This window comes from Pseudoxanthomonas sp. LjRoot206, assembly GCF_056175725.1.
Map to the genome: position 1 here is coordinate 410,192 of NZ_JBGFFI010000004.1, position 23,931 is coordinate 434,122.

A 23,931-nucleotide genomic window follows, 5' to 3' on the forward strand; every position below is an offset into this window, starting at 1 on the left:
GGCATGTTGGTCTCATGGTCGCGACTCACGTCGCTCCTACAGAGAAGCGGCGGTCAGAACACCCACACCGTCGCCGCGCCCGCCACCAGCGCCAGCATCAGGCCGGCGGACACGCGCAGCCCGTAGGCCGCACCGCCGCTGACCCAGGCGATCACCGACTTCGCGGTGAGGCTGGCGGCGAGCAGGGCCAGCATCCACCAGCGCGCCTCGGCCGCTTCAAGTCCGCCGCGCGAGAACTGGTTGGCCAGCGTGGCGACGGCGGCATGCAGTTCGGCCATCGCCGACAGCGCCGCGGCCGCCATCGCGCCACGTGGACCGACCCAGGAGGCCAGCGCCGCCGCGACGAAGGTCAGCACGGCGACCAGCAACGCGAAGCCCAGCGCCTGGCCGAACCGGAACATGCGACTCTCCGACGTCGGCGGCTTCACCGTTTCCTCGCGACCCGCGCGCAGGCCGAGCAGGCCACCGCCCAGCAACACCACGCCGATCGCGCACAGCTCCGGCAGTAGGTCACGCACCAGCGGCGGTGACACCGCCCACAGGATCGGCACACACAGCGAGAGCGACGCGAGATTGGACAGCAGGGCCGCGGCGACCGCCGAGCGCATCAGCGCCGGCGTCTCCTTCGCCCGCTGGCCGAAGCCGATCGTCGCCGCGGTCGACGACACGTAGCCGGCGAAGAAGCCCGCCGCCGCCAGGCCCCAGCGGTTGCCGACCACGCGCAGCACGATGTGGCCCAGCGCGCTGACCGCCATCACCAGCACCACCAGTTTCCAGATGGTCGCCAGGTTGATCGCCTCGAACGGACCGATGGGACGGTCCGGCAGGATCGGCAGGATCACCAGCGCGGATGCCAATAGCAGCAGGCCGTCGAAGACCTCGCGCTCGCTGAAGGTCTCGCGGGTCAGCTCATGCAGCGGCTGCTTGGCGTACAGCAGCACGGCGACCACCACCGCCAGGCCGGTGGCCAGCGCCGGAAACCGCAGGGCCAGCGCGCCCAACAGGAAGGTCAGCACCAGCGTCACTTCGCTGGTCAGTCCCGGGTCGTCCTGCTGCGTGGCCCGGTAGGCCATGGCGGCCAGCACACCGACCACGCCCAGCCCGACCAGCACCACCATCGATCCCAGCATCGCCGCGACCGCCGCCATCAACGCCACCAGCGCGTGCGTGCGCAGGCCGGCGATCCGGTGCCCACGGCCGCCGCTGCGTTCGCGCACCAGCCCGATCAGCAGGCCCAGGCCCAGCGCCGAGGACAGGGCCAGCCAGGTCTGCGGGGTCGCTTCGTCCATCCATCCCTCCTCGTCCAGGGCCGCGAGCATAACGAATGGTCTTGCATTGGTCTCGTCAACCCGGACAATGCGCGCCACCTTCGCCGTGGACCCCATCATGCCCGCTCCCGCTCCGTCCGCCGTCTCGCTGAGCCGCTACCTGATCGAGGAACAACGCGCCGGCCGCATCAGCGCCGACCTGCGCCAGCTGATCGCGGTGGTGGCCCGCGCCTGCACCAGCATCTCCATCGCGGTCAGCAAGGGTGCGCTGGGCGGCGTGCTGGGCGACGCCGGCACCGGCAACGTGCAAGGCGAGGCGCAGAAGAAGCTGGACGTGCTGAGCAACGACATCCTGCTGGAAGCCAACGCCTGGGGCGGCCACCTGGCGGCCTGCGCCTCGGAGGAAATGGACCACAGCCAGCCGATCCCGGACGCCTACCCGCGCGGCGGCTTCCTGCTGCTGTTCGATCCGCTGGACGGCAGCTCCAACATCGACGTCAACGTCTCGGTCGGCACCATCTTCTCGGTGCTGCGCTGCCCGGACGGCGTGACGAAGCCGGGCGACGAGCACTTCCTGCAGCCGGGCCGCGAGCAGGTCGCGGCCGGCTACTGCATCTACGGACCCAGCACGATGCTGGTGCTGACGACGGGCAACGGCACCCATGCCTTCACCCTGGACCGCGAGCAGGGCGCGTTCGTCCTGACCCAACGCGACATGCGGATCCCCGAGGAAACGAAGGAGTTCGCCATCAACATGTCCAACCAGCGCCACTGGGAAGCGCCGATGCAGGGCTACGTCACCGACCTGCTCGCCGGCAAGGAAGGACCGCGCGGCAAGGACTTCAACATGCGCTGGATCGCCAGCATGGTCGCCGACGTGCACCGCATCCTGACCCGCGGCGGCATCTTCATCTACCCGTGGGACCGCAAGGACCCGGGCAAGACCGGCAAGCTGCGTCTGATGTACGAAGCCAATCCCATGGGCATGCTGGTGGAGCAGGCCGGCGGCGCCGCCAGCACCGGCCGCGAGGACATCCTGTCGCTGCGCCCCACCCAGCTTCACCAGCGCGTGCCGGTGTTCCTGGGCTCCAAGAAAGAAGTGGAAGCAGCGGTCGGTTACCACCGGGCGCACGACACCGTGGCGGCGTGACGAAGGCGGATCCGGTGGCGGCTAGAATCCTTCGATGACCGCCACCCACGCCGACTTCATCGAGGTCTATCCCGACGCGCTGGACGCGGACACCTGCCGCGCCATCGTCGCACGCTTCGATGCCAGCGGGCAGGACCAGCCCGGTCGCGTCGGCGGCGGCCACTACCCCGAGCTCAAGCACAGCCGCGACATCAGCATCAGCGGCCAGGCCGATTGGCGCGACGTGGAACAGCGCCTCAACCTGGCCGTGCTGGCCGGCCTGCAGCAGTACCTGCGCAAGTATCCCTTCAGCCTGATCGCACCGCTGATGCTGCAGCAGCCTGACGAAGCGGGCATGTTGCGCCGCCTGCGCTACGACGATGTGGCGGGCATGGACGAAGCCGCGCTGATGAAGCTGGTGATGAAGGTCTTCGTGCCCGGGAAGATCAACCTGCAACGCTACGCCGCCGGCGAAGGCGGTTATCCGTACTGGCACTGCGAGCTGTTCCCGAAGGCGCCGGATGCCGAGACGCTGCACCGCCACGTGCTGTGGACGATCTACCTCAACGACGGCTTCGGGGCCGGCGAAACCGAGTTCTTCCACCAGCAGCGCAAGATCGTGCCGCGCACCGGCAGCCTGCTGATCGCCCCGACGGCATTCACCCACACGCACCGCGGCAATCGGCCGCTGCACGGCGACAAGTACATCGCGACGAGCTGGGTGCTGTTCCAGCGGGCGGAACGCTTGTACGCAAGCGGCTGAGCGACTTCAGAACAGTTCGCCCTGCGGCGACGGCGCACGCGGCGGCACGAAACGGGTGCAGTCGAACGGTGGATGCCGCCGGCCCTCAAAGCCGGAGCGCTTCAACGCCAGCGCGAACCGTCGCGCCAGCAGGTCCGCGTACACGCCTTCACCGCGCAGCCGCTGGCCGAAGCGGCTGTCGTAATCCTTGCCGCCGCGCAACTGCTGGATGGTGCTCATCACGTGCGCCGCGCGATCCGGCAGATGCGTCTGCAGCCAGTCGCGGAACAGCGGTGCCACTTCATGCGGCAGGCGCAGCAGCACATAGCCGGCAGCGGTCGCGCCGGCGCCGCGCGCGGCATCAAGCACCGCTTCCAGCTCGTGGTCGTTCACCCACGGGATCACCGGCGCGAACATCACGCCCACCGGCACGCCGGCCTCGCTTAGCTGCTTCACGGCGCGCAACCGGCTGTGCGGCGCCGATGCACGAGGTTCCAACCTGGACGACAGCGCGTTGTCCAGCGTGGTGATGGAGACGTAGACGTGCACCAGGTTCTCGCGCGCCATCGGCGCCAGCAGGTCGAGGTCGCGCTCGATCAGGGCGTTCTTGGTGATCAGCGAGAACGGATGCTTCGTCTCCGCCAGCACCTCGATCAGACGACGGGTCAGCTGCAGCTTCCGCTCCGTCGGCTGGTAGGCGTCGGTGTTGATGCCCAGCGAGATCGGTCTGGGTTCGTAATCCCGCTTCGACAACTCGCGCCGCAATACCTCCGGTGCATTGGTCTTTGCGAAGATCCTGGTTTCGAAATCCAGGCCCGGCGACAGGTCGAGGTAGGCATGCGAGGGACGTGCGAAGCAGTAACTGCACCCGTGCTCGCACCCGCGGTACGGATTCAGCGACTGGTCGAACGGGATGTCGGGCGACTGGTTGCGGGTGATGACGCTGCGTGCGACCTCTTCGATGACGTCGGTCCGCGGCGACGAGATGATGCCGCCTTCGGTGTCGGCCTCGTGCCAGCCGTCGTCGATCGTTTCGGGCGTGGTCACGGCGAACCGGCCCGGCAGGTAGCCGGTGGAGCCTCGTCCCTTGATGCCGGGTCGACCCGTCGTCGTCATGCCGGCAGCTTACGCCCGCGCCGTCGCATGTAACGCGACACCGCATAGAATCCCCCCATGCACGACATGCTTGGCGCCCTGGGCGATCTGTTCTCTTCTCTCCCCCATCTCAAATGGTGGGTAACGCTGGCGTGGCTGCTGTACCTGGTACCGCTGAGCGCCTGGATCGTCCTGCAGAAGCGCGAGCCGGTGGCCACGCTCAGCTGGCTGCTCTCGCTGGCGCTGCTGCCCTATGTGGGCTACCTGATCTACTTCCTGCTCGGCCCGCAACGGATCAAGCGGCACCAGTTGCGCCGCACACGCTCGCGGGAAGGCGTGGAAAGCTACGAGGTCTTCGCGCCCGCCGACGGCAACAGTCCCGAATTGTCCATGCTGGCGCAGAAGACGACCGGACTGCCGCCCTCCACCGCGACGTCGGTGCAGCAACTGGTCGACGGCTGCGCCACGTACCAGGCGATCCTCGACGCCATCGCCGCGGCGGAGAACCACATCCATCTGGAGTACTACATCTTCAACGGTGACCGCACCGGCCAGCGTATTCTCGAAGCGCTCACGCTGAAGGCGTGCGAGGGCGTCAAGGTCCGGCTGTTGCTGGATGCGGTGGGTTCCAACCGGTTGAAGAGCCGCGCACTGCGCGCATTGATCGACGCGGGCGGCGAGCACGCGTGGTTCCACCCCACGCGCTTCCGACCCTTCACCCGTCCTTGGCTGAACCTGCGCACGCACCGCAAGATCGTGGTGGTCGACGGACGCATTGCGTTCACCGGCGGCATCAACGTCACCGACGACGAGGACGAGTCGCTGTGCGACGACGCCTTTCGCGACCTGCATCTGCGCCTGGAAGGCGAGATCGTGCGCAGCGTCCAGCAGGTGTTCGTCGAGGACTGGGTGTATGCGACCGGCCAGCAGCGCAAGGATTTCCAGGGCACGCGCCTGTGGAGTGCGAGCGAGGCGAATGTCCGCGGCGGAATCGCCGTACAGGCGCTCGTATCAGGGCCGGACTCCGCCTGGGAGCCGATCCATCGCGCCAAGGTCGCCGCGATTCACGAAGCGAAGCAGCGCGTGTGGCTGGTGACACCCTACTTCGTCCCCGGCGAGGCCGCCCGGATGGCGCTGACGTCGGCCGCGCTGGGCGGGCTCGACGTGCGGCTGGTGGTGCCCAAGGTCAGCGACTCGCGCCTGGCGACGCTGGCGGCGCGCTCCTATTTCGAGGAACTGCTGGCGGCGGGCGTGAAGGTGTACGAGTACGGGCCGCGGATGATGCACAGCAAGGCGCTGCTGTGCGACGACGCGCTGGCCGTCATTGGCAGCGCGAACTTCGACCACCGCAGCTTCCGCCTGAATTTCGAGATCTCCATGATGTTCCGCGATCGCGGTGTCGCCGGAACGCTGGCGCAATGGCTGGAAGGCGAGATCGCCGCCAGCGAGCCGGTCCGGTTGCAGCTCCACCGCTCACTGTGGCGCCACCGGCTGCCCGAGGCGTTGGCGCGGCTGATGTCGCCGCTGCTGTGAAGCACGGCCGTTTTTGCGCCTGAGGGGAAGCGGTAAGATGCGACCACCAAGCCCCGGGGGTGGACGATGCACTGGCTTTTCCTGTTGATGGCGATCGGCTGCATGTTCATGGCCTTGCGCACGACATCGATGCCGTTGATGGTCGTCCTGATGCTGGCGGCGCTCGGGCTGTTCGTGGCCTGGATCATGGGCCGGCATGCGCGCCGCCTGGGCGAGACCAGCCGCGACCCGTCGATGATGATCGATCCCACCGAACTGCGGCGCCTGCGCGAACTCGCGGAAGCGCGCCGCAACGCCGTACCACCACCGACGGAGCCGCCGGCCCCGTGACCCTGCTCAGCGTCAACGTCAACAAGATCGCGGTCCTGAGGAACTCCCGTGGCGGTGCCGAACCCGATGTCGTCCGTGCCGCGCAGGCCTGCCTGGACGCCGGCGCGCACGGCATCACCGTGCACCCCCGTCCCGACCAGCGCCACATCCGTCCCCACGACGTCCGTGCGCTGTCCTCGCTGGCGCGCGCCCGCGGCGTCGAGCTCAATGTGGAAGGCAATCCGTTCGCACCACCACGGGGTAGCTATCCCGGCTTTCTCGCGTTGTGCGATGAAGTGCGACCGGCACAGGCGACGCTGGTGCCGGATGGCGACGGGCAGATCACCTCGGACCATGGTTTCGATTTTTCACGCGACACCGAGCGCCTGAAGCCACTGGTCGCCGCGCTCAAGGCGATGGGATGCCGCGTCAGCCTGTTCGTCGACGCCGGCTGCGAACGGCTGGACGAAGCCGCGCGCATCGGCGCGGACCGCATCGAGATCTACACCGGACCGTTTGCCGAAGCCGTCGATCATGGCGACGCGTCCGACGCATTGGCACGCTGCGTACGAACTGCGGAGGAAGCCCGGGTGTTGGGTCTGGGCGTCAACGCCGGGCACGACCTGAGCCAGGACAACCTGGGCCTGTTCCTGACGACCGTGCCCGATGTGCTGGAGGTCTCCATCGGTCACGCGCTGGTAGGCGAGGCGCTTTACGCCGGGCTGGAAACCACGGTCGGCCGCTACGTCGATATCCTGGCCTCGTCGACCGTCGGCCGGGGCTGACCGTACAGCCCCGGCCGCGAAGCGATCAGTTGCGCATCACGATATTGCGGATGCCACTGGCATCGGCCTGCGCCAGCGCGCTGACCAGGTGCTGGTAGTCGGCACCGTCCGCCGCTTCCACCTGCAGCACTGTGCGCGGATCGGCGATGCTCGCATCCTCGAGCCGGGCACGCAGCTCGCCCAAGGTGATGGGCCGATCGTCCAATGTGTAGAGGCCTGCCAGCCCGACCTTGAGCACCAGGTCGTTGGGAGGGTCGGTCGGTTGTCCGTCGATGCGCTGCGGCAGCATGGCGTCGATGGGCCGCGACAGGATCGGGGCCGTGACCATGAAGATCACCAGCAGGACCAGCATCACGTCCACCAGCGGGGTGATGTTGATGTCGGCGAGTTGAGAACGGCTTGCGGGAGCGGAGAACGCCATGGCACACCTCCATCTGTCGGAACCGTGAGCCTGACGCTACGCCCGTGCCCGGCACTCCGCAAGCGGCCGGGCGGATCCGCAAAGAAAAACGCCGCCCCTGCGGGCGGCGTTCAAAGGTGTGTTGCGCGTCAGGATTACTGCACGAAACCGATCTTCAGCATCTGCGCGTTCTTGGCGGCGGCCAGGACCTTGGCCATCACCTCGTAGTGCGCTTCCGAGTTCGCCTCGATGCGCAGCTCCGGCTGGTTGGTCGGGTCGCGCTGGACCTCGTTCTCCATCCGGGTCTGCAGGTCCGCCACGTTCACCGGACTGTTGTTCCAGTAGACCGTGCCGTCGGCGTTGATCTTCAACTCGATCGGCGGCGGCGGTTCCTTGATCTGCGGCGGCGGGTTGATCACGCGCTGCGGCAGGGCGACCTCGATCGGATACGTCATGATCGGGGCGGTCACGATGAAGATGATCAGGAGCACCAGCATCACGTCCACGAGGGGCGTGACGTTGATGTCGGCCATGGGGCCCTTGCTACCACCACTGCTGAATGCCATGGCTTACTGCCCCTTCTCTTTCGTGGCCACGTAGCCGATATCCAGCATGCCCTGGCCCTGCGCGATCTTGGTCACGTCGGCAATGACGCCCATCTTGGTCGTCTTGTCGCCACGCAGGTTGAGCTTCGGCTGGGGTTGCAGCTGGGCGGCGCTGGACAGGCGCGACTCGAGGATTTCCTTGCTGACCGGCTCGTCGCCCCAGTACAGGTCACCGTTCTCCTTGACGGAGATGGTGATCGGAGGGCTCTTGGGACCTTCCGGATCTTCCTTGGCGATCTGGACCGTTTCCGGCAGATCGATCTTCACTTTGTGCGACATCAGCGGCGCGGTGATGATGAAGATGATCAGCAGCACCAACATCACGTCCACGAGGGGCGTGACGTTGATCTCGGCCATCGGGCCACCGCTATTACCACTACTGAAAGCCATGACGGGCTCCGTCTAGAACGTTGCGTTGACTGCTTGTACCGCCGGCTCAGCGAACGCGCGAGCCGGTGGCGAAGAAGTCGTGCAGGTCGTGCGCGAACGTGTCGAACTTGGCGATGACGGCCGCGTTCGTCTTGCTGAAGAAGTTGTAGGCGAACACCGCCGGGATGGCGACGAACAGACCGATGGCGGTCATGATCAGCGCTTCGCCCACCGGGCCGGCGACGGCGTCGATCGAGGCCTGGCCGGTCGCGCCGATGCGGATCAGGGCGCCGTAGATGCCCCACACCGTACCCAGCAGACCCACGAACGGCGCGGTCGCACCGACGGTGGCGAGCAGCGTCATGCCGCCCTGCAGGTTGGTGCTCTCACGGGTCACGGCCTGGCGCAGCGCACGGTCCACGAACTCCGAACGGCTCAGGGTCTCGCCCGAACCTTCCGAACGCTGGTGGTGGGCAGCGGCCTGGGCAGCGTCGAGGGCGATCTTGGAGAACGGCTCGTTCTTCGGCTGTTCTTCCATCAGGCGGATGGCATCCTGCGCGTTCGGGGTTTCCCAGAACGAGCTGGTCACGCGGTCGGCCTGGCCCTTGAGACGGCTGCTGCGCAGCACGTTGATGACGGTCCAGTACCAGGACATAGCGGACATGATGACCAGGGTGAGCAGCACGACCCAGGAGACGATGAACTCGCCGGGCTTGCTGACCATCTCGGAGATCATGTGCTCGAAGCCCATCTGCGACAGGGCATTCGCGGCGTTGTTGCCCCCGGCGGCGGCGGCGAAAAGGGTTTCCTGCAGCATGACGCTTACCTTTATATAAGTGTTGATTGAGAGTGTTGCGGGTTACGTTGAAAACGATCGATGCCCGAGGGCATCAGCCGCCCATGTTGAAGTCCACCGGCACGCGGACGCGGCCGGCGGCCTTCTGGCCATTGACGACGGACGCATTGAAGCGCCACTTGCGGGCTGCGTCCATGGCAGCGCGATCGAGATCGCGGTTGCGGCTGGACTTTTCCACGGACACGTTGGTCACGTTGCCGTTGGCGTCCACGTCGATGATCAGGATGACCGTGCCTTCGATACCGGCGCGCGCGGCGGCGGGCGGGTAGCGGGGCGGGTTCATGTTCTTCGACGAGATGTCGACGCTGGCACCGATGTCGGCGATCTGGGCAGGCGGCGACGGCGGCGACGGCGGCGTCACGATGTCGGTCGGACGCGGCTCGGCGATGTCGACCGGCGGGGCCTCCGGCGGCGGCGGCAGCGGCGTGGTACGCGGCGGCGCCAGGTTCTTGACCGGCGGCGGCGGCGTATCCTGCGGCGGCGGCGGCGGCGGCGGCGGGGGAGGCGGCGGCGGGGCATCGACGATGACGACCGAGGTCCGACGCTCCTTTTCCTTTTCAGCCGGAGGAGCGACTGCCGGGATCAACAACGCAAGCAGGGCCGCTGCGTGCAACGCGATCACGAAGGCAATACCGATGATACGCGGCCAGTTGAGGCTGTTGTCCTCTTCCTGTTCCCGGTACCTGTTGATGACCAGTTGTTCAGCCATGCGCCAATTAACTCAAGGTTGATTCGGGCACCGAGGCGCCTCGTTGATTCTGGACCCTGCCGGTGGTTTTTACCGGCGGAACCCCCAGCTTATACCAATCCGACGCCCCGGTGCCATTATCCGTATGGATTTTTGGCCTTCGGTGTCAGCGGATCGCGTTATGGCAGCGCGATGATCTTCTTCGCGTCTTCCGGCTTCTTCAGTCCCTTCTCCAGAGCGGCACGCGCGGCGGTCTTGGCCTCCGGAATACGGTCTTCCTGCCACAGCACGCGCGCGAGGTTGAGGTAGGTGTCGCCGTTGGGCGCCAGCGGCGCAGCCTTCTGCCAGGCCTCGATCGCCTGCGGGATCTGCTCGGAGTAGTAGTACGCCTGCGCCAGCGCCAGCTGGGTCTGGTAATCCGGCTTCAGCACGCCCTTCTGGAGGCCTTCGTTGACGACCGAAATGACCTCCTTCTCCTTGCCATCCATATTGGCGTAGGTGACGTAGAGCTGGCGGTATTCCTTCTCTTCCGAGAGCTGCCCGGCGGCGCGCAGCTTTTCCAACGTTGCGGCTGCCTTGTCGAACTGGTCAGCCTGCTGGTAGGTCGCCACCAGGTTGAGCTGGGCCTTCTTGTCGGCCGGGGTCTTGGCGGCGATCTGCTCCGCGATCTTCACCGCTTCGGCGGGACGGTCGGCGCCGACCAGCGAGGCGAGCAGCAGGCTGTACCAGCTGTCCTTGGGCTCCGGGGTCGCGGCGATGGCCTTTTCCAGTACCGGAATGGCCTCGGCGAACTTCTCCATCTGGTAGAGCGCTTGGCCCTTCTGGATCAGGTCTTCCGGCTTGTTGGACTTGGTCTCGGCCAGGTACCGGTCGAGGTTGGCCATGCCTGGCTGGAACTCGTCGTCCTGCAACTGCAGCTGCGCCAGCATCAGCATCGACTGGTAGTGGCCATTGTTGTCCAGCGCGTTGAGCTCGACGGCCTGCTGCAGCAGTTGCTTGGCGGTCGCCATGTCGTCGAGGTTGTAGGCGGCCTGTGCGCCCAGCTGCGCGGCCATCGCCTTGTCGTATTCGTTCGCGTTGCCGTCGGCCAGCAATTCCTTGGCGAGGGCGAGGGTTTCGGCTTCGTTGTCTTCCTTCTCGTACGCCTTGAACAGCTTGCTCAGCTTGCCCTGCGCCTTGCTGGAACCCTTGGCCTTCGGCTCCTCGCGCGTCGCGTCGGGATAACGCACTTCCGGCTTGCCGCTGTTCTTGCGGCCGCCGCGGTCGGCCGAGCGGGCGTCGTACGCCACGGCATCTGCGACGACGGCGCCACCGAAAGCGGCCAGCAACATCAGGCTGAGAAGGGTCTTCTTGGGCGTACGGTGTTTCATGTCTGAACCTCGTGGGGACATGCAGAAGGAGGTGCGTCCTTCCCGTCTGCGTGCGGGGCCGGCAAAACTAACAGAAACCAGGGGAAGGCGGATACCGTTTCAGGTGCTGCTACGCAGCAATACTTGGGCGTGTGTCAGCCGCATTTCGGTGCATTTCCGGCCTTCCTGGCCGCCTCGTAGGTGGGTACGAGGGAGGGTGCATCACGTTCGAGCTCGCGGATGCGGTTCGCGGGATCGGGATGGGTCGACAGCCATTGCGGTGAACGACCGCCGCTGGCGGCCATCATGTTCTGCCAGAGGCCGACCGCTTGGCGCGGGTCGAAACCCGCCTGCGCCATCAGGCGCTGGCCGACGACATCGGCCTCGCTTTCCTGCGTGCGCGAACCCGGCAGCAGGAACGCCGCCTGCGCGGTCATGCCACCGAGCTGGTTCACCGTGCTGGCGGCACCTTCGCCATACCGCGCGCCAGCCAGCGCACCCAGTACACCGAGGCCAGCCTGCGCGCCCATTTGGCGCGTGATGCGTTCCTCATGGTGGCGCGCGATCACATGGCCGATTTCATGTCCCAGCACTGCCGCCAGCTGATCCTGATTCTTGGCGACGGTGAAGATGCCGGTGTTCACACCGACCTTGCCCCCGGGCAACGCGAACGCATTGGGCTCGTTGTCGGTGAAAACGGCAGTTTCCCACGCGACGCTGCGCTGTTCCGGAGGGAGCTGCCGCACCAGCGCATTGACCACGCAAGTGACGTAGGCATTCTGCTTCGCGTCGCGGTTGAGGGTTTCCTTCGCCTTGGTTTCGGCGAAGGCCTGCGCACCCAGTTGGTCCAGTTGCGCCTGCGAGACGCCGCCCACCATCTGCGTGCGTCCCGTCGGCGAGGTAGTGGTGGCGCAGGCCGTGAGGCCCAGCACCATGGCGGTTCCGAGGATCCGGAGTTTCATGCTCGCCCCCTGCGACATTGCGTGACACCAGAGTCTGGGCAAGCGTGTCTTAAACTTTCGTCAATCACATTAAACCGGCGCGCCGCCGTAAACCTGCAGGACAGCCAGCGCTATCGCATTGTTCAGGATGTGGGCCGCGATGGGCGCCCACAGGGTTCCGGTCCGGCGATAGACCCAGGCAAAGATCCCGCCCATGCCCGCGTAGACCAGGATCAGGAACACCGTGCCGCCGATCGGCTTGCCGTTGAGGCCTGGCAGTTCGTGCACCAGCGCGAATACCAGGCTGCTGAGGACCAGACCCAACACCGGCCAGCCTGCCTGCCACAGACGTCCGAACAGGACGCGCCGGAACAGCAGTTCTTCGTACAGCGGCGCGAGCACGACGGCGAACAGCGTCAGGAACACCGGGAAGCGGGCGAAGCCGTCCCGGATCAGATCCAGATTGCTGGGTTCGAGATCGAGCCCGAGTGCGCGCCCACCGGCGCTCATCATCGAACTGAAAAGGAACGTCACCAGTCCTGCCAGCACCGTCCAGCCCCACGTCCGGGGAAGTCGTAGTCGACGGAGGGAGTCGCGTCGTTCCACCGCTGTCGCACGTCGGCGCCAGACGTACATCACAAGGGCTGTTCCGCCCGTGCTGACCAGTGTCATGACGATCAGGAACAGCACCGGCGGCGTGCCGAGCTGCGCCTCAAGCGCCTGTGCGTCCGGCGCGCCGCCGGCTTGTTGCGCAAGCTGGATACCCCGCCACGCCGCCCACCCGAACAGACCGAGCATCAGTGTCGAGAACGACAGCGTGATCGCAAGCGCGACGTCGATAGCAAAGGCAGGCAGCGCACTGCGCAAGGGCAGGGCAGGCGTCGTCGCGTTCGCGGCGGCGGGCAATGGAGTCGCTTCGCTCATGCCCGCGGCGTCAGACGTCGAGGTTGGATACCTTCAGTGCGTTGTCTTCGATGAACTCGCGTCGCGGTTCGACGACATCGCCCATCAGCGTGCTGAAGATCTGGTCGGCGGCGACCGCGTCCTCGATGCGTACCTGCAACAGGCGGCGCGTATCGGGATTCACCGTGGTGTCCCACAGCTGTTCCGGGTTCATTTCGCCCAAGCCCTTGAAGCGCTGGATGCTTCGGCCCTTCTTGGCCTCTTCCAGCAGCCACGCCTGCGCGTCGGCGAACGTCGCCACCGGCTGCGCCTTGTTGCCACGGACGACCTGCGCGCCATCACGCACCAGGCCGTGCAAAAGCGCCGCCGCTTCGCGCAGCGGGCGAAGTTCGCCGCTCTCGAACGCCGAGAGCGACAGCACCTGCACCAGTTCCTCGCCCATGTGCCGGCGCGTGGCGAGCAGCGCGGCGGGACGCTGTTCCGTCGCGGGCTGCAGCGTCAGCGCGTAGCGCGCACTCCCGAGACTGCCGCGATTGAGCTTGGCTTCCAGTGCATCGAGTTCGTGCCGCTCGTCGATGTTCTGCTCCAGGTGTTCCGCGTCCAGCGGCGTGAAGTCGATCAGCGACTCCAGCAGCACCGGATCGTAGCGGTGCGCGTTGCGCGCGATCGCATCGCGGGCGGTGGTGAACGCCAACAGCAACTTCTCCAACGCCTCGCCTGAAATCGGCGGCTCGCCATCGGCGGGAATCAGCGCCGCGCCTTCCACCGCGTTGTTCGCGAGGTAGACGTTGAGCGCGGCGTCATCCTTCAGGTACAGCTCCTGTTTGCCCTGCTTGAGCTTGTACAGCGGCGGCAGGCCGATGTAGACGTGGCCGCGCTCGATCAGCTCCGGCATCTGCCGGTAGAAGAACGTCAGCAGCAGCGTGCGGATGTGCGAGCCGTCGACGTCGGCGTCGGTCATGATGATGATGCGGTGGTAGCGCAGCTTGTCCGGGTTGTACTCGTCCTTGCCGATGCCGGTGCCGAGCGCGGTGATCAGCGTGCCGACTTCGGCGCTGGCCAGCATGCGGTCGAAGCGCGCGCGTTCCACGTTGAGGATCTTGCCGCGCAGCGGCAGCACCGCCTGGTTCTTGCGGTTGCGACCCTGCTTGGCGGAACCGCCGGCCGAGTCGCCCTCGACGATGAACAGTTCCGACAGCGCCGGATCCTTCTCCTGGCAGTCGGCCAGCTTGCCGGGCAGGCCGGCGATGTCGAGCGCGCCCTTGCGGCGGGTCAGGTCGCGCGCCTTGCGTGCTGCCTCGCGGGCACGGGCCGCGTCGACGATCTTGCTGGCGATGGCGCGGGCTTCATGGGGGTGTTCCTGCAGGAACTCCTCCAAACGTGCACCGAACGTGCTCTCAACGACCGGCCTAACCTCCGAACTGACCAGTTTTTCCTTGGTCTGCGAGGAGAAGCTCGGATCCGGCACCTTCACCGACAGCACGGCGATCATGCCTTCGCGCATGTCGTCGCCGGACAGATTGACCTTCGCCTGCTTGGCGATGCCGTTCTGTTCGATGTAGTTCGTCAGCGTGCGCGTCAGCGCGGCGCGGAAGCCGATCAGATGGGTGCCGCCATCCTTCTGCGGGATGTTGTTGGTGAAGCAGAACATCGTCTCCTGGTAGGCGTCGGTCCACTGCAGCGCGACGTCCACCACGATGCCGCTGGCTTCGCCGGTGACCGAGATGACGTTCGGATGCAGCGGCGTCTTCAATTGGGCCAGATGCTCCACGAAGCTGCGGATACCGCCTTCGTAGTGGAAATCGTCGTGACGGCCTTCGCCACGCTCGTCGGCCAGCACGATCTTGACGCCGGAGTTGAGGAACGACAGCTCGCGCAGGCGACGGGCCAGGATGTCGTAGTGGAACTCGACGTTGCCGTGGAAGGCCGTCACCGAGGGCCAGAAGCGCAGCGTCGTACCGCGCTTCGTGGTGCTTTCGACCTGGGTCAACGGACCGAGGGCCGCGCCATTGCTGTATTCCTGGCGGTAATGGGAACCGCCCTGGAAGATGTCCAGCTGCAGTTTCTCGGACAGCGCGTTGACCACGCTGACGCCCACGCCGTGCAGGCCGCCGGACACCTTGTAGCTGTTGTCGTCGAACTTGCCGCCGGCATGCAGGACGGTCATGACGACTTCCGCTGCGGAGACTTCACGACCCAGCTTGGCGCTCATCTGCGCATGCTTGCCGACCGGAATACCGCGGCCGTTGTCGGAAACGGAGACCGAGCCATCCGCGTGGATCGTCACTGCCACATGGTCGGCGTGGCCGGCCAGGGCTTCGTCGATCGAGTTGTCGACGACTTCGAACACCATGTGGTGCAGGCCCGTGCCGTCGTGCACGTCGCCGATGTACATGCCGGGGCGCTTGCGGACCGCTTCCAGACCTTCCAGGGCGGTGATGCTGTTGGCGTCGTACGTGTTGCCGTTCGGTGCAGAAGAGGTCGTTTCGTCGGTCATTCGCTTCGTGTCGGCTGCATGGCGGACGCCGCGCCACCGGTTCGGTAGGCGCACTGCGCGGGCCAAAGGATCAATGCGGAATTATAGCACTGGTGGGCACTTAGCCCCCGGTTCAGGCATCTGCGACGGGCTGGATCGCCCCCTGTTCCACGTGGAACAGGGTTGGACGGATGCCAGTTTCGGCCAGCCCCACCGGGCGCTCGGTTCCCGTGATGAAGACCTGCGCGCCGCTGGCGAGCAGGCGCTCCAGGATGCGGCGCTGATGATGCCGATCCAGTTCGGACGCCAGATCGTCCAGCGCGACCACCGGCCACTCCCCCCGACGACGGGCGAAATCCTGCGCTTGTGCCAACAGGCATGACAGGGCCGTCAGCTTGGCCTGGCCACGCGACAGGGTCTCGCGCTGCGGCAGGGTGGAGTAGTCGATGCGCCAGTCAGCCCGATGGGGTCCGACGGTCGTGTAACCAGCAGCACGATCACGCTCGCGGGACAGGAGGAGGGCATCCGCCAATGACAGCTCGTGGCGGCGCCATCCCGGCTGGAACTGGAGCGTTGCAGCACCCAGCGATGGAGCGAGTTCGCGGACGACGAGGGCCAGGTCATCCTGGAGCGCGTCCAGGTAGCCCTGGCGATGGCTGCTCAGCGGTTCGCCGGCTTCAGCCAGTTCGTGGTCCCAGGCATCCAGCTGGGCACCGGCGATGCCGGCTTTGAGCAGGCTGTTCCGCTGCTTCAGGGCACGCGCATACCGCCGCCAAAGTGGGAGAAACCCACCTTCACGCCCCTGTTCCACGTGGAACAAGCCCCAATCCATGAACCGGCGACGCGGTTCGCCCCCGCCAGTAACCAGTGCGTGGCTACCCGGCTCGAAGCTGACAACGGCCAATGCGGCACAGAGATCCCCCAGCTGGGCCACGTTTTCGCCGTCGAGCCGTCCCGCCCACGATTGGCCGCTGTGCCGGAGACCGGCTCTGCGGTGGCGCCCCTGCGCCGACTCGCGCCACTCGACGAAAACCTCGACCGCCTCGCTTCCGGTCCGCACCAGTCCATCCCGCACGCGGCCACGAAAACTCCGGCCATACGCCATCAGGTGCAGGGCCTCCAGCAAGCTGGTCTTGCCCGCACCGTTGTCGCCGGTGATCAGGTTCAGGCCGGCTGCCGGCATCAGGGAAACCTGCGGAAAGCGCCGCAGTCCGCTGGCCTCCAGTCGGGTTACCTGCATGGCAGACGCCTCGCGCGCTCGGAAAAGCGCGAGCCAGCACGGGCCAGGATGGAAGCAGGGCAGGGAACCAACGGTTTCATAGGCCAAATTCTAGCGTGCGAGCTATCCACGCCATGGCCTTCGCCATCTAATGGGATCCCAAACGACATCGCCCGGCCGGAGCCGGGCGATGCATCGTGTTCCACGTGGAACCGAAGTGTCAGAGTCGCAGCGGCATCACCACGTGACGGGACTTCTCGCTGCTGGCCTCACGGACCAGTGCCGAGGAGTTGGCGTCGCGCAGCTGCAGAACGATGTGCTCGTCGCGCAGTGCCGAGAGCGCATCCAGCAGGTAGTTCACGTTGAAACCGATCGCCAGGCCATCGACCTTGGTGTCGGCCTCGATCTCTTCCTGCGCCTCTTCCTGCTCCGGATTGTGGGCGCTGATCTTCAACTGACCAGGGGAGACCTCGACGCGGACCCCGCGGTACTTCTCGTTCGACAGAATCGCAGCACGCTGGAGCGCAGCGCGCAGCACTTCACGATCCAGCAGCACTTCGCGGTCTGCGCCGATCGGGATCACCGCCGCATAGTCCGGGAAGCGGCCATCGATCAGCTTGGAGGTGAAGGTGACATCGTCGCGCTTCACGCGGATGTGGCTGCGGCCCACTTCCAGTTCCAGCGCGCGGTCGCCACCTTCCAGCAGGCGCTGCAGCTCGGTTACACCCTTGCGCGGCACGATGATCTGCCGTTTGCCGACCGGAGCGCCTTCCAGCTGCGACTCGCACATCGCCAGGCGGTGACCATCAGTAGCCACGCAGCGCAGGGTCCGCTCGCTCAGGTCGAAAAGAAGACCGTTGAGGTAATAACGGACGTCCTGCTGGGCCATCGCGAACGACGTGCGTTCGATCAGCTCCTTCAGTGTCGCTTCCGGCACCTCGATGCGCTCGGTGGCCTCGACCTCATCCACCGACGGGAAGTCGTTGGCAGGCAACGTCGCCAGCGTGAAACGGCTACGACCTGCCTGCACCGTGACTTTGTCGCCCGTCTGGCTGACCGTGACTTTGCTGCCGTCGGGCAGGGCGCGAATGATATCGAACAGCTTGCGCGCCGGAATGGTGGTTTCCCCGTCCTGAGCGTCGTCGACAGCACTGCGCGAAATCATCTCGACTTCCAGGTCGGTGCCCGTCAGCGAGAGCTGTCCGTTCTGGACCTGCACCAGGAAATTCGCCAGGACCGGCAACGTCTGCCGGCGTTCGACCACGTTGACCACCTGGGCCAAGGGTTTGAGGAAAGCTTCGCGCTGAAGACTGAAACGCATGAGTGTTGGAGCCCCTTCGCTTTGGATTTTTAAGACTAAAAGCTTAAAAGCTGGTGGTGGTGGTAGGCCTGAAAAGCCGGGAAAACCTACTTAACCCCATGAATTCGTTTAATTTTTTCTTCTTCCAACCCGGTGGACAGGGCCGGTCGTAGCTGTGCTGGATCCTGTGGACAACTTTCGAGCCCGAAAACACACACATCTTATCCACAGAAGCGGCGCCCAGTTGCCCACGGAGTTGTCCGTTGCCTGCCGTGAACGCCTTGCCTACAGTAGCCACACAGCTTGCGACGGCGGGCTGAGGCAACGTCACCACAGCAGTGCTGGCGATGCCGCCGCTCGACTACCCGGGCTACGGGAAGCACCGCACCAGAACGGGCGAGTGCGTGCGCTGATGGAAGGCGCGTCGCTTACTCGCTGAGTTTCCGGATCAGCTTGTCCCAGTCCTCGCGCAGCTTGCCGTCCGTTTCCATGAGGGTGCGGATCTGTCGGCACGCGTGCAGCACGGTCGTGTGGTCACGGCCGGCGAACGCATCGCCGATTTCGGGCAGGCTGTGTTCGGTCAGTTCCTTGGCCAAGGCCATCGCCACCTGCCGCGGGCGCGCCAACGAGCGCGTGCGTCGCTTGGACAGCAGGTCCTTGACTTGCAGACCGTAGTAGTCTGCCACGGTCTTCTGGATATTGGGGATGCTGATCGCCTGTTGCTGCGCGCGCAGCAGGTCGCGCAGCGTTTCCTGCGCGAACTCGGTGGTGATGGCGCGTCCGGTGAAGTTGGCGCGGGCGGCCAGCGTGTTGAGTGCGCCTTCCAGGTCGCGCACATTGCTGCGCATCTTCTTGGCCAGCAGGAAGGCCACGTCGTCGGGGATCTGGGCGCCGCGTTCGTGCGCCTTGGCCAGCACGATCGCCGCGCGTGTCTCGAAGTCCGGCGGATCGATCGCCACGCTCAGGCCCCAGGCCAGGCGCGACTTCAACCGGGGCTCCAGGCCCTCCACCTCGCGCGGATAACGGTCGCAGGTCAGGATGATCTGTTGGCGGCCGTCGAACAGCGCATTGAAGGTGTGGAAGAACTCTTCCTGCGTGCGGTCCTTGCCAGCGAAGAACTGGATGTCGTCGATCAGCAGCGCATCGACCTGCTGGAAGCGGCGCTTGAACTGGTCCATCGACTTTTCGATCAGCGCCTTGGTCATGGCACTGAAGAACTGCTCGCTGCGCAGGTACAGCACGCGCGCGCTCGGATTCTGCCGTCGCATCTCGTTGCCGGCGGCGAACATCAGGTGGGTCTTGCCCAGGCCGGTGCCCCCGTACAACAGCAGCGGGTTGTGCGCACGGTCGCCCGGCTTCTGCGCGGCCTGCCAAGCGGCGGCGCGGCCGAGCTGGTTGCTGCGGCCTTCGACGAAGTTGTCGAAGGTGTAATGCGTGTCCATGTTGCCGGCGAACGGCTCGACGGGCGCGGCGGCGCTGGCGGTCGCCGAGGAAGAAACGGTTGCCGTCGCGCCCACCGGCTTGCTGCGCGAGCCGATCTCCAGCGAGACGTCATCGTGGCCGGCGAAGTAGTCCAGCAGTTCGCGGATACGGCCGAGATAGCGCTCGCGGACCTGTTCCACGATGAAGGCGTTGGGTGCGTACAGCACCATCGCGTTGCTGCGCTGCTCCGCCTGCAAGGGCTTCAGCCAGGTGTGTACATCCTCGGCCGGCAATTCGGCTTCCAGGCGTTCGAGGCAACGGGGCCAGGCATCCATCAGGTGGAACGACTCGCGTGTGGGGGGCGACAGGCCATCCCGCATTGCCGGGGGGCAGCGCGGGGCGGAATCCATGGGGTCGGCCAGACTACCACCGGTGCCGGGACCCGCCAACGATCCTGTGCATAAGATGTGGATGAAAGGACGAACGGCAGCGGGATCACCTACTTGCGCGGGAACGCAGATCGAAAGCACGCGGGGAGTTGACCGTAACCCGGCGGTTCCTATAGAATTTCCGGTTCTTTCCACCCGAACACGCCCGAGGGCCCCATGGCCACCAAGCGCACTTACCAACCCAGCAACCTCAAGCGCAAGCGCGATCACGGTTTCCGTGCCCGCATGGCCACGGCCGACGGCCGCAAGATCCTGGCCCGTCGCCGCGCCAAGGGCCGCAAGCGCCTGACCGCCTGATGGCCTGGCCGCATCGCGGCCATGCTTCCATGCGTTCCCTGCATCAAAAGGAGCCCGCCCGTTCACGAGCGGGCTTCTTGCTGAGATGAGCACGGCATTCCCGCGCAGCGCGCGGGTACGCGCAAGCGCCGACTACGCGCGCGTGTTCGAACAGGCGCGCCGCACCTCCGATCCGTTGATGAGCCTGCACTGGCTGCCGGGCGACGGCCCTGCGCGCCTGGGACTGGCGGTGTCCCGCAAGGTCGATACGCGGGCTGTCGGCCGCAACCGCATCAAGCGCCAGCTGCGCGAACACTTCCGTCGCCTGCGCACCACGCTGCCCGGTGGCGACTACGTCGTGGTCGCCCGTCCACCGGCGGCGAAAGCCGATTCCGGGCAGCTGCGCGCGACCTTCGAGCGCGTGCTGACACGTGCCGGCGCATTGCCGGCACCGGCACCGGGCGGCACAATGCCGCCGGGCTTGAATTCCCCCGCGCCGCCTCCCACTCCTTCTTCTCCGACCAAACCGGTTTCCGACGCCGGTTGAGACTGCCTGCCTGATGAACCAGACCCGTGTATTCCTGATCTTCGCCTGGCTGATGGTGGCGACCCTGTTGTGGCTGGAGTGGAACAAGGACAAGGCGGCACCCGCCGCGCCCGCCGTTGCCGCGCAGACGGCCACGGCGCCCGGCAGCACCGTGCCCGCCGCGGTCGCACCGGCCACGCCCTCATCGGGCACGGTCCCCAGCGCGCCGACCGTGGCGCCCATGCCCACCGCGTCCGCGAAGAACGCCGCGACCGCGCGCGTCACCGTGAATACCGACGTGCTGCGCCTGGTGCTGGACGGCGGCAGCGTGCTGCAGGCCGATCTGCTCCACTATCCGCAGAGCAAGACGCCGGGCAGCGGTCCCGTCCGCCTCTTCAGTGAAGAGCCGCAGCATTTCTATGCGGCGGAAAGCGGTTGGGTCAGCAGTGGCTCGAAGGCGCCGGACCACCATTCCTTCGTTCCTGAAAATGGCGCGGGCGACGTGGTGCTGGCGCAGGGCGCCGACAGCGTCAGCGTGCCCTTCGTGTGGCAGGGTCCGGACGGCGTCACCATCCGCCGCATCTACACCTTCAAGCGCGCCAGCTACGAAATCGCCGTCAGCGACCAGGTCGTCAATGCCGGCGCGGGCTTGTGGCAGGGCACGGTGTATCGCCAGCTGCTGCGCACGCCGCCGCAGGTCAAGAGCGGCATGACCAATCCGGAATCCTTCAGCTTCAACGGCGCCACCTGGTGGGACGGCAGCTACCAGCGCCGCAAGTTCAACGAGGACTACCTGGAAGACGGTCGCGTCAACGCGCAGGTGAAGGGTGGCTGGATCGCGATTCCGCAGCACCACTTCTTCAGTGCGTGGATTCCGCAGGCGGACGACACCACCACCATCTCGCTCGACAACCCCGACAACGGCACGCGTGCGCTGATCCGCGAGATGGGCCCGGGCGTCAACGTCGGTCCCGGCCAGCAGGCCACCACCACCGCACGCCTGTGGGTGGGCCCGAAGCTGGTCGACAAGATCCATGCGATCAAGGCGCCGGGCATCGACCGCGTGGTCGACTACAGCCAGTTCGCCATCCTCGCCCTGCTGGGTCAGGGCCTGTTCTGGGTGCTGAACTTCCTGCACGGCTTCATCGGCAACTGGGGCTGGTCGATCATCGGCCTGGTGATCCTGGTGAAGCTGGCGCTATATCCGCTGTCCGCGGCGCAGTACAAGAGCTTCGCCAAGATGCGCAAGTTCCAGCCGCGCATCCAGCAGTTGAAGGAGCGTTACGGCGACGACAAGCAGAAGTTCCAGGTCGCCATGATGGAGCTGTACAAGAAGGAGAAGATCAACCCGATGGGCGGCTGCCTGCCGATCCTCGTGCAGATGCCGGTGTTCCTGGCGCTGTACTGGGTATTGGTGGAAACCGTCGAGCTGCGCCAGGCGCCGTGGTTCGCGTGGATCCAGGACCTGACCGCGCGCGATCCGTACTTCATCCTGCCGGTGCTCAACATGCTGGTGATGTGGCTGACGCAGAAGCTGACGCCGGCGCCGGGCATGGATCCGATGCAGCAGAAGATGATGCAGTTCATGCCGCTGGTGTTCGGCGTGATGATGGCCTTCTTCCCGTCGGGCCTGGTGCTGTACTGGGTCACCAACGGTGCGCTGGGCCTGCTGCAGCAGTGGTGGATGACCAAGCGCCATGGCGAATCCGCCACGCCGCCGAAGGCTGCGACCGCGAAGTAATCCGCACCCGCCGCGACGCCACGAAGCCCGCCCTCCGGCGGGCTTCGTGTTTCCGCTACCCTGAAACCTCTTCCGCGGATCCGCACCCATGACGCCAGCCCAGGACACCATCGTCGCCATCGCCACCGCTTCCGGTGCGGGCGGCGTCGGCATCGTGCGGTTGTCGGGACCGGCGGCGCAGGCGATCGCGAAGATGATCTGCGCACGCGCGCTGTCGCCGCGCCGTGCATACCACGCGCGTTTCCGCGATGCCGAGGGCGGCACGATCGACGACGGCATCGCGCTGTCGTTTCCCGGACCGGCGAGCTTCACCGGCGAGGACGTGGTCGAACTGCAGGCGCATGGCAGTCCCGTCGTGCTGCAGCAGCTGGTCGCGCGCGCCTGCTCGCTCGGTGCACGCATGGCGCGGCCCGGCGAATTCTCCGAGCGCGCCTTCCTCAACCACAAGCTCGACCTCGCCCAGGCCGAGGCCATCGCCGACCTGATCGCCGCCGCCGACGCACGCGCGGCGCGGGCGGCACGACGCTCGCTCGACGGCGTGTTCTCGGAACGCGTCGACAGCATCGGCCAGTCGCTGCTGGCCTTGCGCGTGCACGTCGAAGCGGCGATCGACTTCGCCGACGAATCGATCGACACGCTGGGCGGCGAGCAGGTGCGCGCACGGCTGGCGGATGCGCAACAACGCCTGGATGCGCTGATCGCCGATGCCGAACGCGGACGCAAGCTGCGCGATGGCGTGCACGCGGTCATCGTCGGCCCGCCGAACGCCGGCAAGAGCTCGTTGCTCAATGCGCTGGCCGGCAGCGACCGTGCCATCGTCACCGACGTGGCCGGCACCACGCGCGATACGCTGCGCGAGACGATCCGCCTGGACGGACTGGAACTGCACCTGGTGGATACCGCCGGCCTGCGCGACGGCGGCGACGCGATCGAACGCGAAGGCATGCGTCGTGCGCGTGCCGAGCTTGCCCGCGCCGACGTGGCGCTGGCGGTGGTCGATGCGCGCGATCCGGAAGCAGGGCGTGCGGCGGTCGCCTACGGCATCGAGGGTGTCGACACCCTCCTGTGGATCCACAACAAGGCCGACCTGCTGGCCGACGTGCCGCCGGATGATGGCGACCGGGTGTACGTGTCGGCCGCCCAGGGGTTCGGTCTGGACCGCCTGCATGTGCGCCTGCGGGCGCTGGCAGGGGGGGCCGCCAACGACGGTGGCGACGGCGAGTTCTCCGCGCGCACGCGCCACGTGGACGCGCTGCACCGTGCCGCCGCCCATGCCTCCGTGGCCTGCGACCAGCTGCGCTACGAGCAGCTGGAACTGGCGGCCGAGGAGCTACGGCTGGCGCATGACGCTTTGGGGGAGATCACCGGCCGCCTCAGTGCGGACGACATGCTGGGCCACATCTTTTCCACGTTCTGCATCGGCAAATGACCTCGGCGGCCTCCAGTCCGCTAAAAATGTGACAGCCGTCAAGTGTCGCGCCCGATGCGCCGACGTACTCTGGCGTCCGGGTAGGGGTACCCGGAAGGCATCGCGCCATTCCAGCCCGGAC

Annotated in this window: 23 protein-coding genes; 9 read left to right on the forward strand and 14 right to left on the reverse strand. The window is 66.4% G+C overall.

Features of this window, described 5'->3' with window-relative positions; genetic code table 11:
• Positions 1 to 53: 53 nt before the first annotated feature.
• On the reverse strand, positions 54 to 1,289 hold the full coding sequence (locus AC04MD_RS14940) for an MgtC/SapB family protein (RefSeq protein ID WP_475498061.1): 1,236 nt from the start codon (positions 1,287 to 1,289) through the stop codon (positions 54 to 56).
• 97 nt (positions 1,290 to 1,386) lie between these two features.
• Here AC04MD_RS14940 and AC04MD_RS14945 point away from each other — a divergent pair, with 97 nt between their 5' ends.
• Together AC04MD_RS14945 and AC04MD_RS14950 are read left to right on the forward strand one after the other, a co-directional pair.
• Positions 1,387 to 2,418, forward strand: a complete 1,032-nt coding sequence (locus AC04MD_RS14945; RefSeq protein ID WP_475498062.1) for a class 1 fructose-bisphosphatase — start codon at positions 1,387 to 1,389, stop codon at positions 2,416 to 2,418.
• Between the two features lie 34 nt (positions 2,419 to 2,452).
• A complete protein-coding gene (locus tag AC04MD_RS14950) occupies positions 2,453 to 3,160 on the forward strand; it encodes a 2OG-Fe(II) oxygenase (RefSeq protein ID WP_475498063.1) in 708 nt (235 codons plus the stop codon).
• Positions 3,161 to 3,166: 6 nt separating this feature from the next.
• On the opposite strand, the gene AC04MD_RS14955 is transcribed toward AC04MD_RS14950, so the two are convergent.
• Positions 3,167 to 4,255, reverse strand: coding sequence for a PA0069 family radical SAM protein (locus tag AC04MD_RS14955; RefSeq protein ID WP_475498064.1), 1,089 nt, complete (start codon positions 4,253 to 4,255; stop codon positions 3,167 to 3,169).
• 57 nt (positions 4,256 to 4,312) lie between these two features.
• On the opposite strand from AC04MD_RS14955, the gene cls reads away from it, so the two are divergent.
• From cls to AC04MD_RS14970, 3 genes are all read left to right on the forward strand, one after another.
• Complete coding sequence (gene cls / locus AC04MD_RS14960; protein WP_475498065.1) at positions 4,313 to 5,767, forward strand: cardiolipin synthase; 1,455 nt, start codon at positions 4,313 to 4,315, stop codon at positions 5,765 to 5,767.
• 66 nt (positions 5,768 to 5,833) lie between these two features.
• Complete coding sequence (locus AC04MD_RS14965; RefSeq protein WP_475498066.1) at positions 5,834 to 6,097, forward strand: hypothetical protein; 264 nt, start codon at positions 5,834 to 5,836, stop codon at positions 6,095 to 6,097.
• On the forward strand, positions 6,094 to 6,861 hold the full coding sequence (locus tag AC04MD_RS14970) for a pyridoxine 5'-phosphate synthase (protein WP_475498067.1): 768 nt from the start codon (positions 6,094 to 6,096) through the stop codon (positions 6,859 to 6,861). Before AC04MD_RS14965 ends, AC04MD_RS14970 begins: the two co-directional genes overlap by 4 nt.
• A 25-nt stretch (positions 6,862 to 6,886) precedes the next feature.
• Here AC04MD_RS14970 and AC04MD_RS14975 read toward each other — a convergent pair whose 3' ends face one another.
• From AC04MD_RS14975 to dnaA, 12 genes are all read right to left on the reverse strand, one after another.
• Positions 6,887 to 7,282 (reverse strand): ExbD/TolR family protein, encoded by a 396-nt coding sequence (locus AC04MD_RS14975; protein WP_475498068.1) that lies wholly within the window; start codon positions 7,280 to 7,282, stop codon positions 6,887 to 6,889.
• A 134-nt stretch (positions 7,283 to 7,416) separates the two neighbouring features.
• Positions 7,417 to 7,827: an ExbD/TolR family protein gene (locus AC04MD_RS14980; RefSeq protein ID WP_475498069.1), complete on the reverse strand. Its 411-nt coding sequence runs from the start codon at positions 7,825 to 7,827 to the stop codon at positions 7,417 to 7,419.
• Positions 7,828 to 7,830: 3 nt separating this feature from the next.
• Positions 7,831 to 8,256, reverse strand: coding sequence for an ExbD/TolR family protein (locus AC04MD_RS14985; RefSeq protein ID WP_475498070.1), 426 nt, complete (start codon positions 8,254 to 8,256; stop codon positions 7,831 to 7,833).
• 46 nt (positions 8,257 to 8,302) lie between these two features.
• The gene (gene exbB, locus AC04MD_RS14990; RefSeq protein WP_475498071.1) at positions 8,303 to 9,052 is read right to left on the reverse strand and encodes a TonB-system energizer ExbB; all 750 of its coding nucleotides are present in this window, start codon (positions 9,050 to 9,052) and stop codon (positions 8,303 to 8,305) included.
• Between the two features lie 73 nt (positions 9,053 to 9,125).
• Positions 9,126 to 9,800: an energy transducer TonB gene (locus AC04MD_RS14995; protein WP_475498072.1), complete on the reverse strand. Its 675-nt coding sequence runs from the start codon at positions 9,798 to 9,800 to the stop codon at positions 9,126 to 9,128.
• Between the two features lie 158 nt (positions 9,801 to 9,958).
• Positions 9,959 to 11,149: a tetratricopeptide repeat protein gene (locus tag AC04MD_RS15000; RefSeq protein ID WP_475498073.1), complete on the reverse strand. Its 1,191-nt coding sequence runs from the start codon at positions 11,147 to 11,149 to the stop codon at positions 9,959 to 9,961.
• Between the two features lie 134 nt (positions 11,150 to 11,283).
• On the reverse strand, positions 11,284 to 12,090 hold the full coding sequence (locus tag AC04MD_RS15005) for a M48 family metallopeptidase (protein WP_475498074.1): 807 nt from the start codon (positions 12,088 to 12,090) through the stop codon (positions 11,284 to 11,286).
• A 69-nt stretch (positions 12,091 to 12,159) separates the two neighbouring features.
• Positions 12,160 to 12,993, reverse strand: a complete 834-nt coding sequence (locus tag AC04MD_RS15010; RefSeq protein WP_475498075.1) for a lysostaphin resistance A-like protein — start codon at positions 12,991 to 12,993, stop codon at positions 12,160 to 12,162.
• 10 nt (positions 12,994 to 13,003) lie between these two features.
• Positions 13,004 to 15,469 (reverse strand): DNA topoisomerase (ATP-hydrolyzing) subunit B, encoded by a 2,466-nt coding sequence (gyrB, locus tag AC04MD_RS15015; protein WP_475498076.1) that lies wholly within the window; start codon positions 15,467 to 15,469, stop codon positions 13,004 to 13,006.
• Positions 15,470 to 15,581: 112 nt separating this feature from the next.
• Positions 15,582 to 16,688 (reverse strand): DNA replication/repair protein RecF, encoded by a 1,107-nt coding sequence (gene recF, locus AC04MD_RS15020; RefSeq protein ID WP_475498077.1) that lies wholly within the window; start codon positions 16,686 to 16,688, stop codon positions 15,582 to 15,584.
• A gap of 199 nt (positions 16,689 to 16,887) precedes the next feature.
• Positions 16,888 to 17,988: a DNA polymerase III subunit beta gene (gene dnaN, locus AC04MD_RS15025; protein ID WP_192274048.1), complete on the reverse strand. Its 1,101-nt coding sequence runs from the start codon at positions 17,986 to 17,988 to the stop codon at positions 16,888 to 16,890.
• A 407-nt stretch (positions 17,989 to 18,395) separates the two neighbouring features.
• On the reverse strand, positions 18,396 to 19,724 hold the full coding sequence (gene dnaA, locus AC04MD_RS15030) for a chromosomal replication initiator protein DnaA (protein WP_475498078.1): 1,329 nt from the start codon (positions 19,722 to 19,724) through the stop codon (positions 18,396 to 18,398).
• 270 nt (positions 19,725 to 19,994) lie between these two features.
• On the opposite strand from dnaA, the gene rpmH reads away from it, so the two are divergent.
• The 4 genes from rpmH (at position 19,995) to mnmE (ending at position 23,810) form a co-directional block, all read left to right on the forward strand.
• Entirely contained in the window at positions 19,995 to 20,135 is a 141-nt protein-coding gene (gene rpmH, locus AC04MD_RS15035; protein WP_027083663.1) for a 50S ribosomal protein L34, read from the forward strand.
• Between the two features lie 85 nt (positions 20,136 to 20,220).
• Positions 20,221 to 20,661 carry a ribonuclease P protein component gene (rnpA, locus tag AC04MD_RS15040; RefSeq protein ID WP_475498080.1) on the forward strand — a complete coding sequence of 147 codons (441 nt, stop codon included), beginning with the start codon at positions 20,221 to 20,223 and terminating at the stop codon, positions 20,659 to 20,661.
• A 13-nt stretch (positions 20,662 to 20,674) separates the two neighbouring features.
• Positions 20,675 to 22,381 carry a membrane protein insertase YidC gene (gene yidC, locus AC04MD_RS15045; RefSeq protein WP_475498081.1) on the forward strand — a complete coding sequence of 569 codons (1,707 nt, stop codon included), beginning with the start codon at positions 20,675 to 20,677 and terminating at the stop codon, positions 22,379 to 22,381.
• Between the two features lie 88 nt (positions 22,382 to 22,469).
• The gene (gene mnmE, locus AC04MD_RS15050) at positions 22,470 to 23,810 is read left to right on the forward strand and encodes a tRNA uridine-5-carboxymethylaminomethyl(34) synthesis GTPase MnmE (RefSeq protein WP_475498082.1); all 1,341 of its coding nucleotides are present in this window, start codon (positions 22,470 to 22,472) and stop codon (positions 23,808 to 23,810) included.
• Positions 23,811 to 23,931 lie beyond the last annotated feature (121 nt).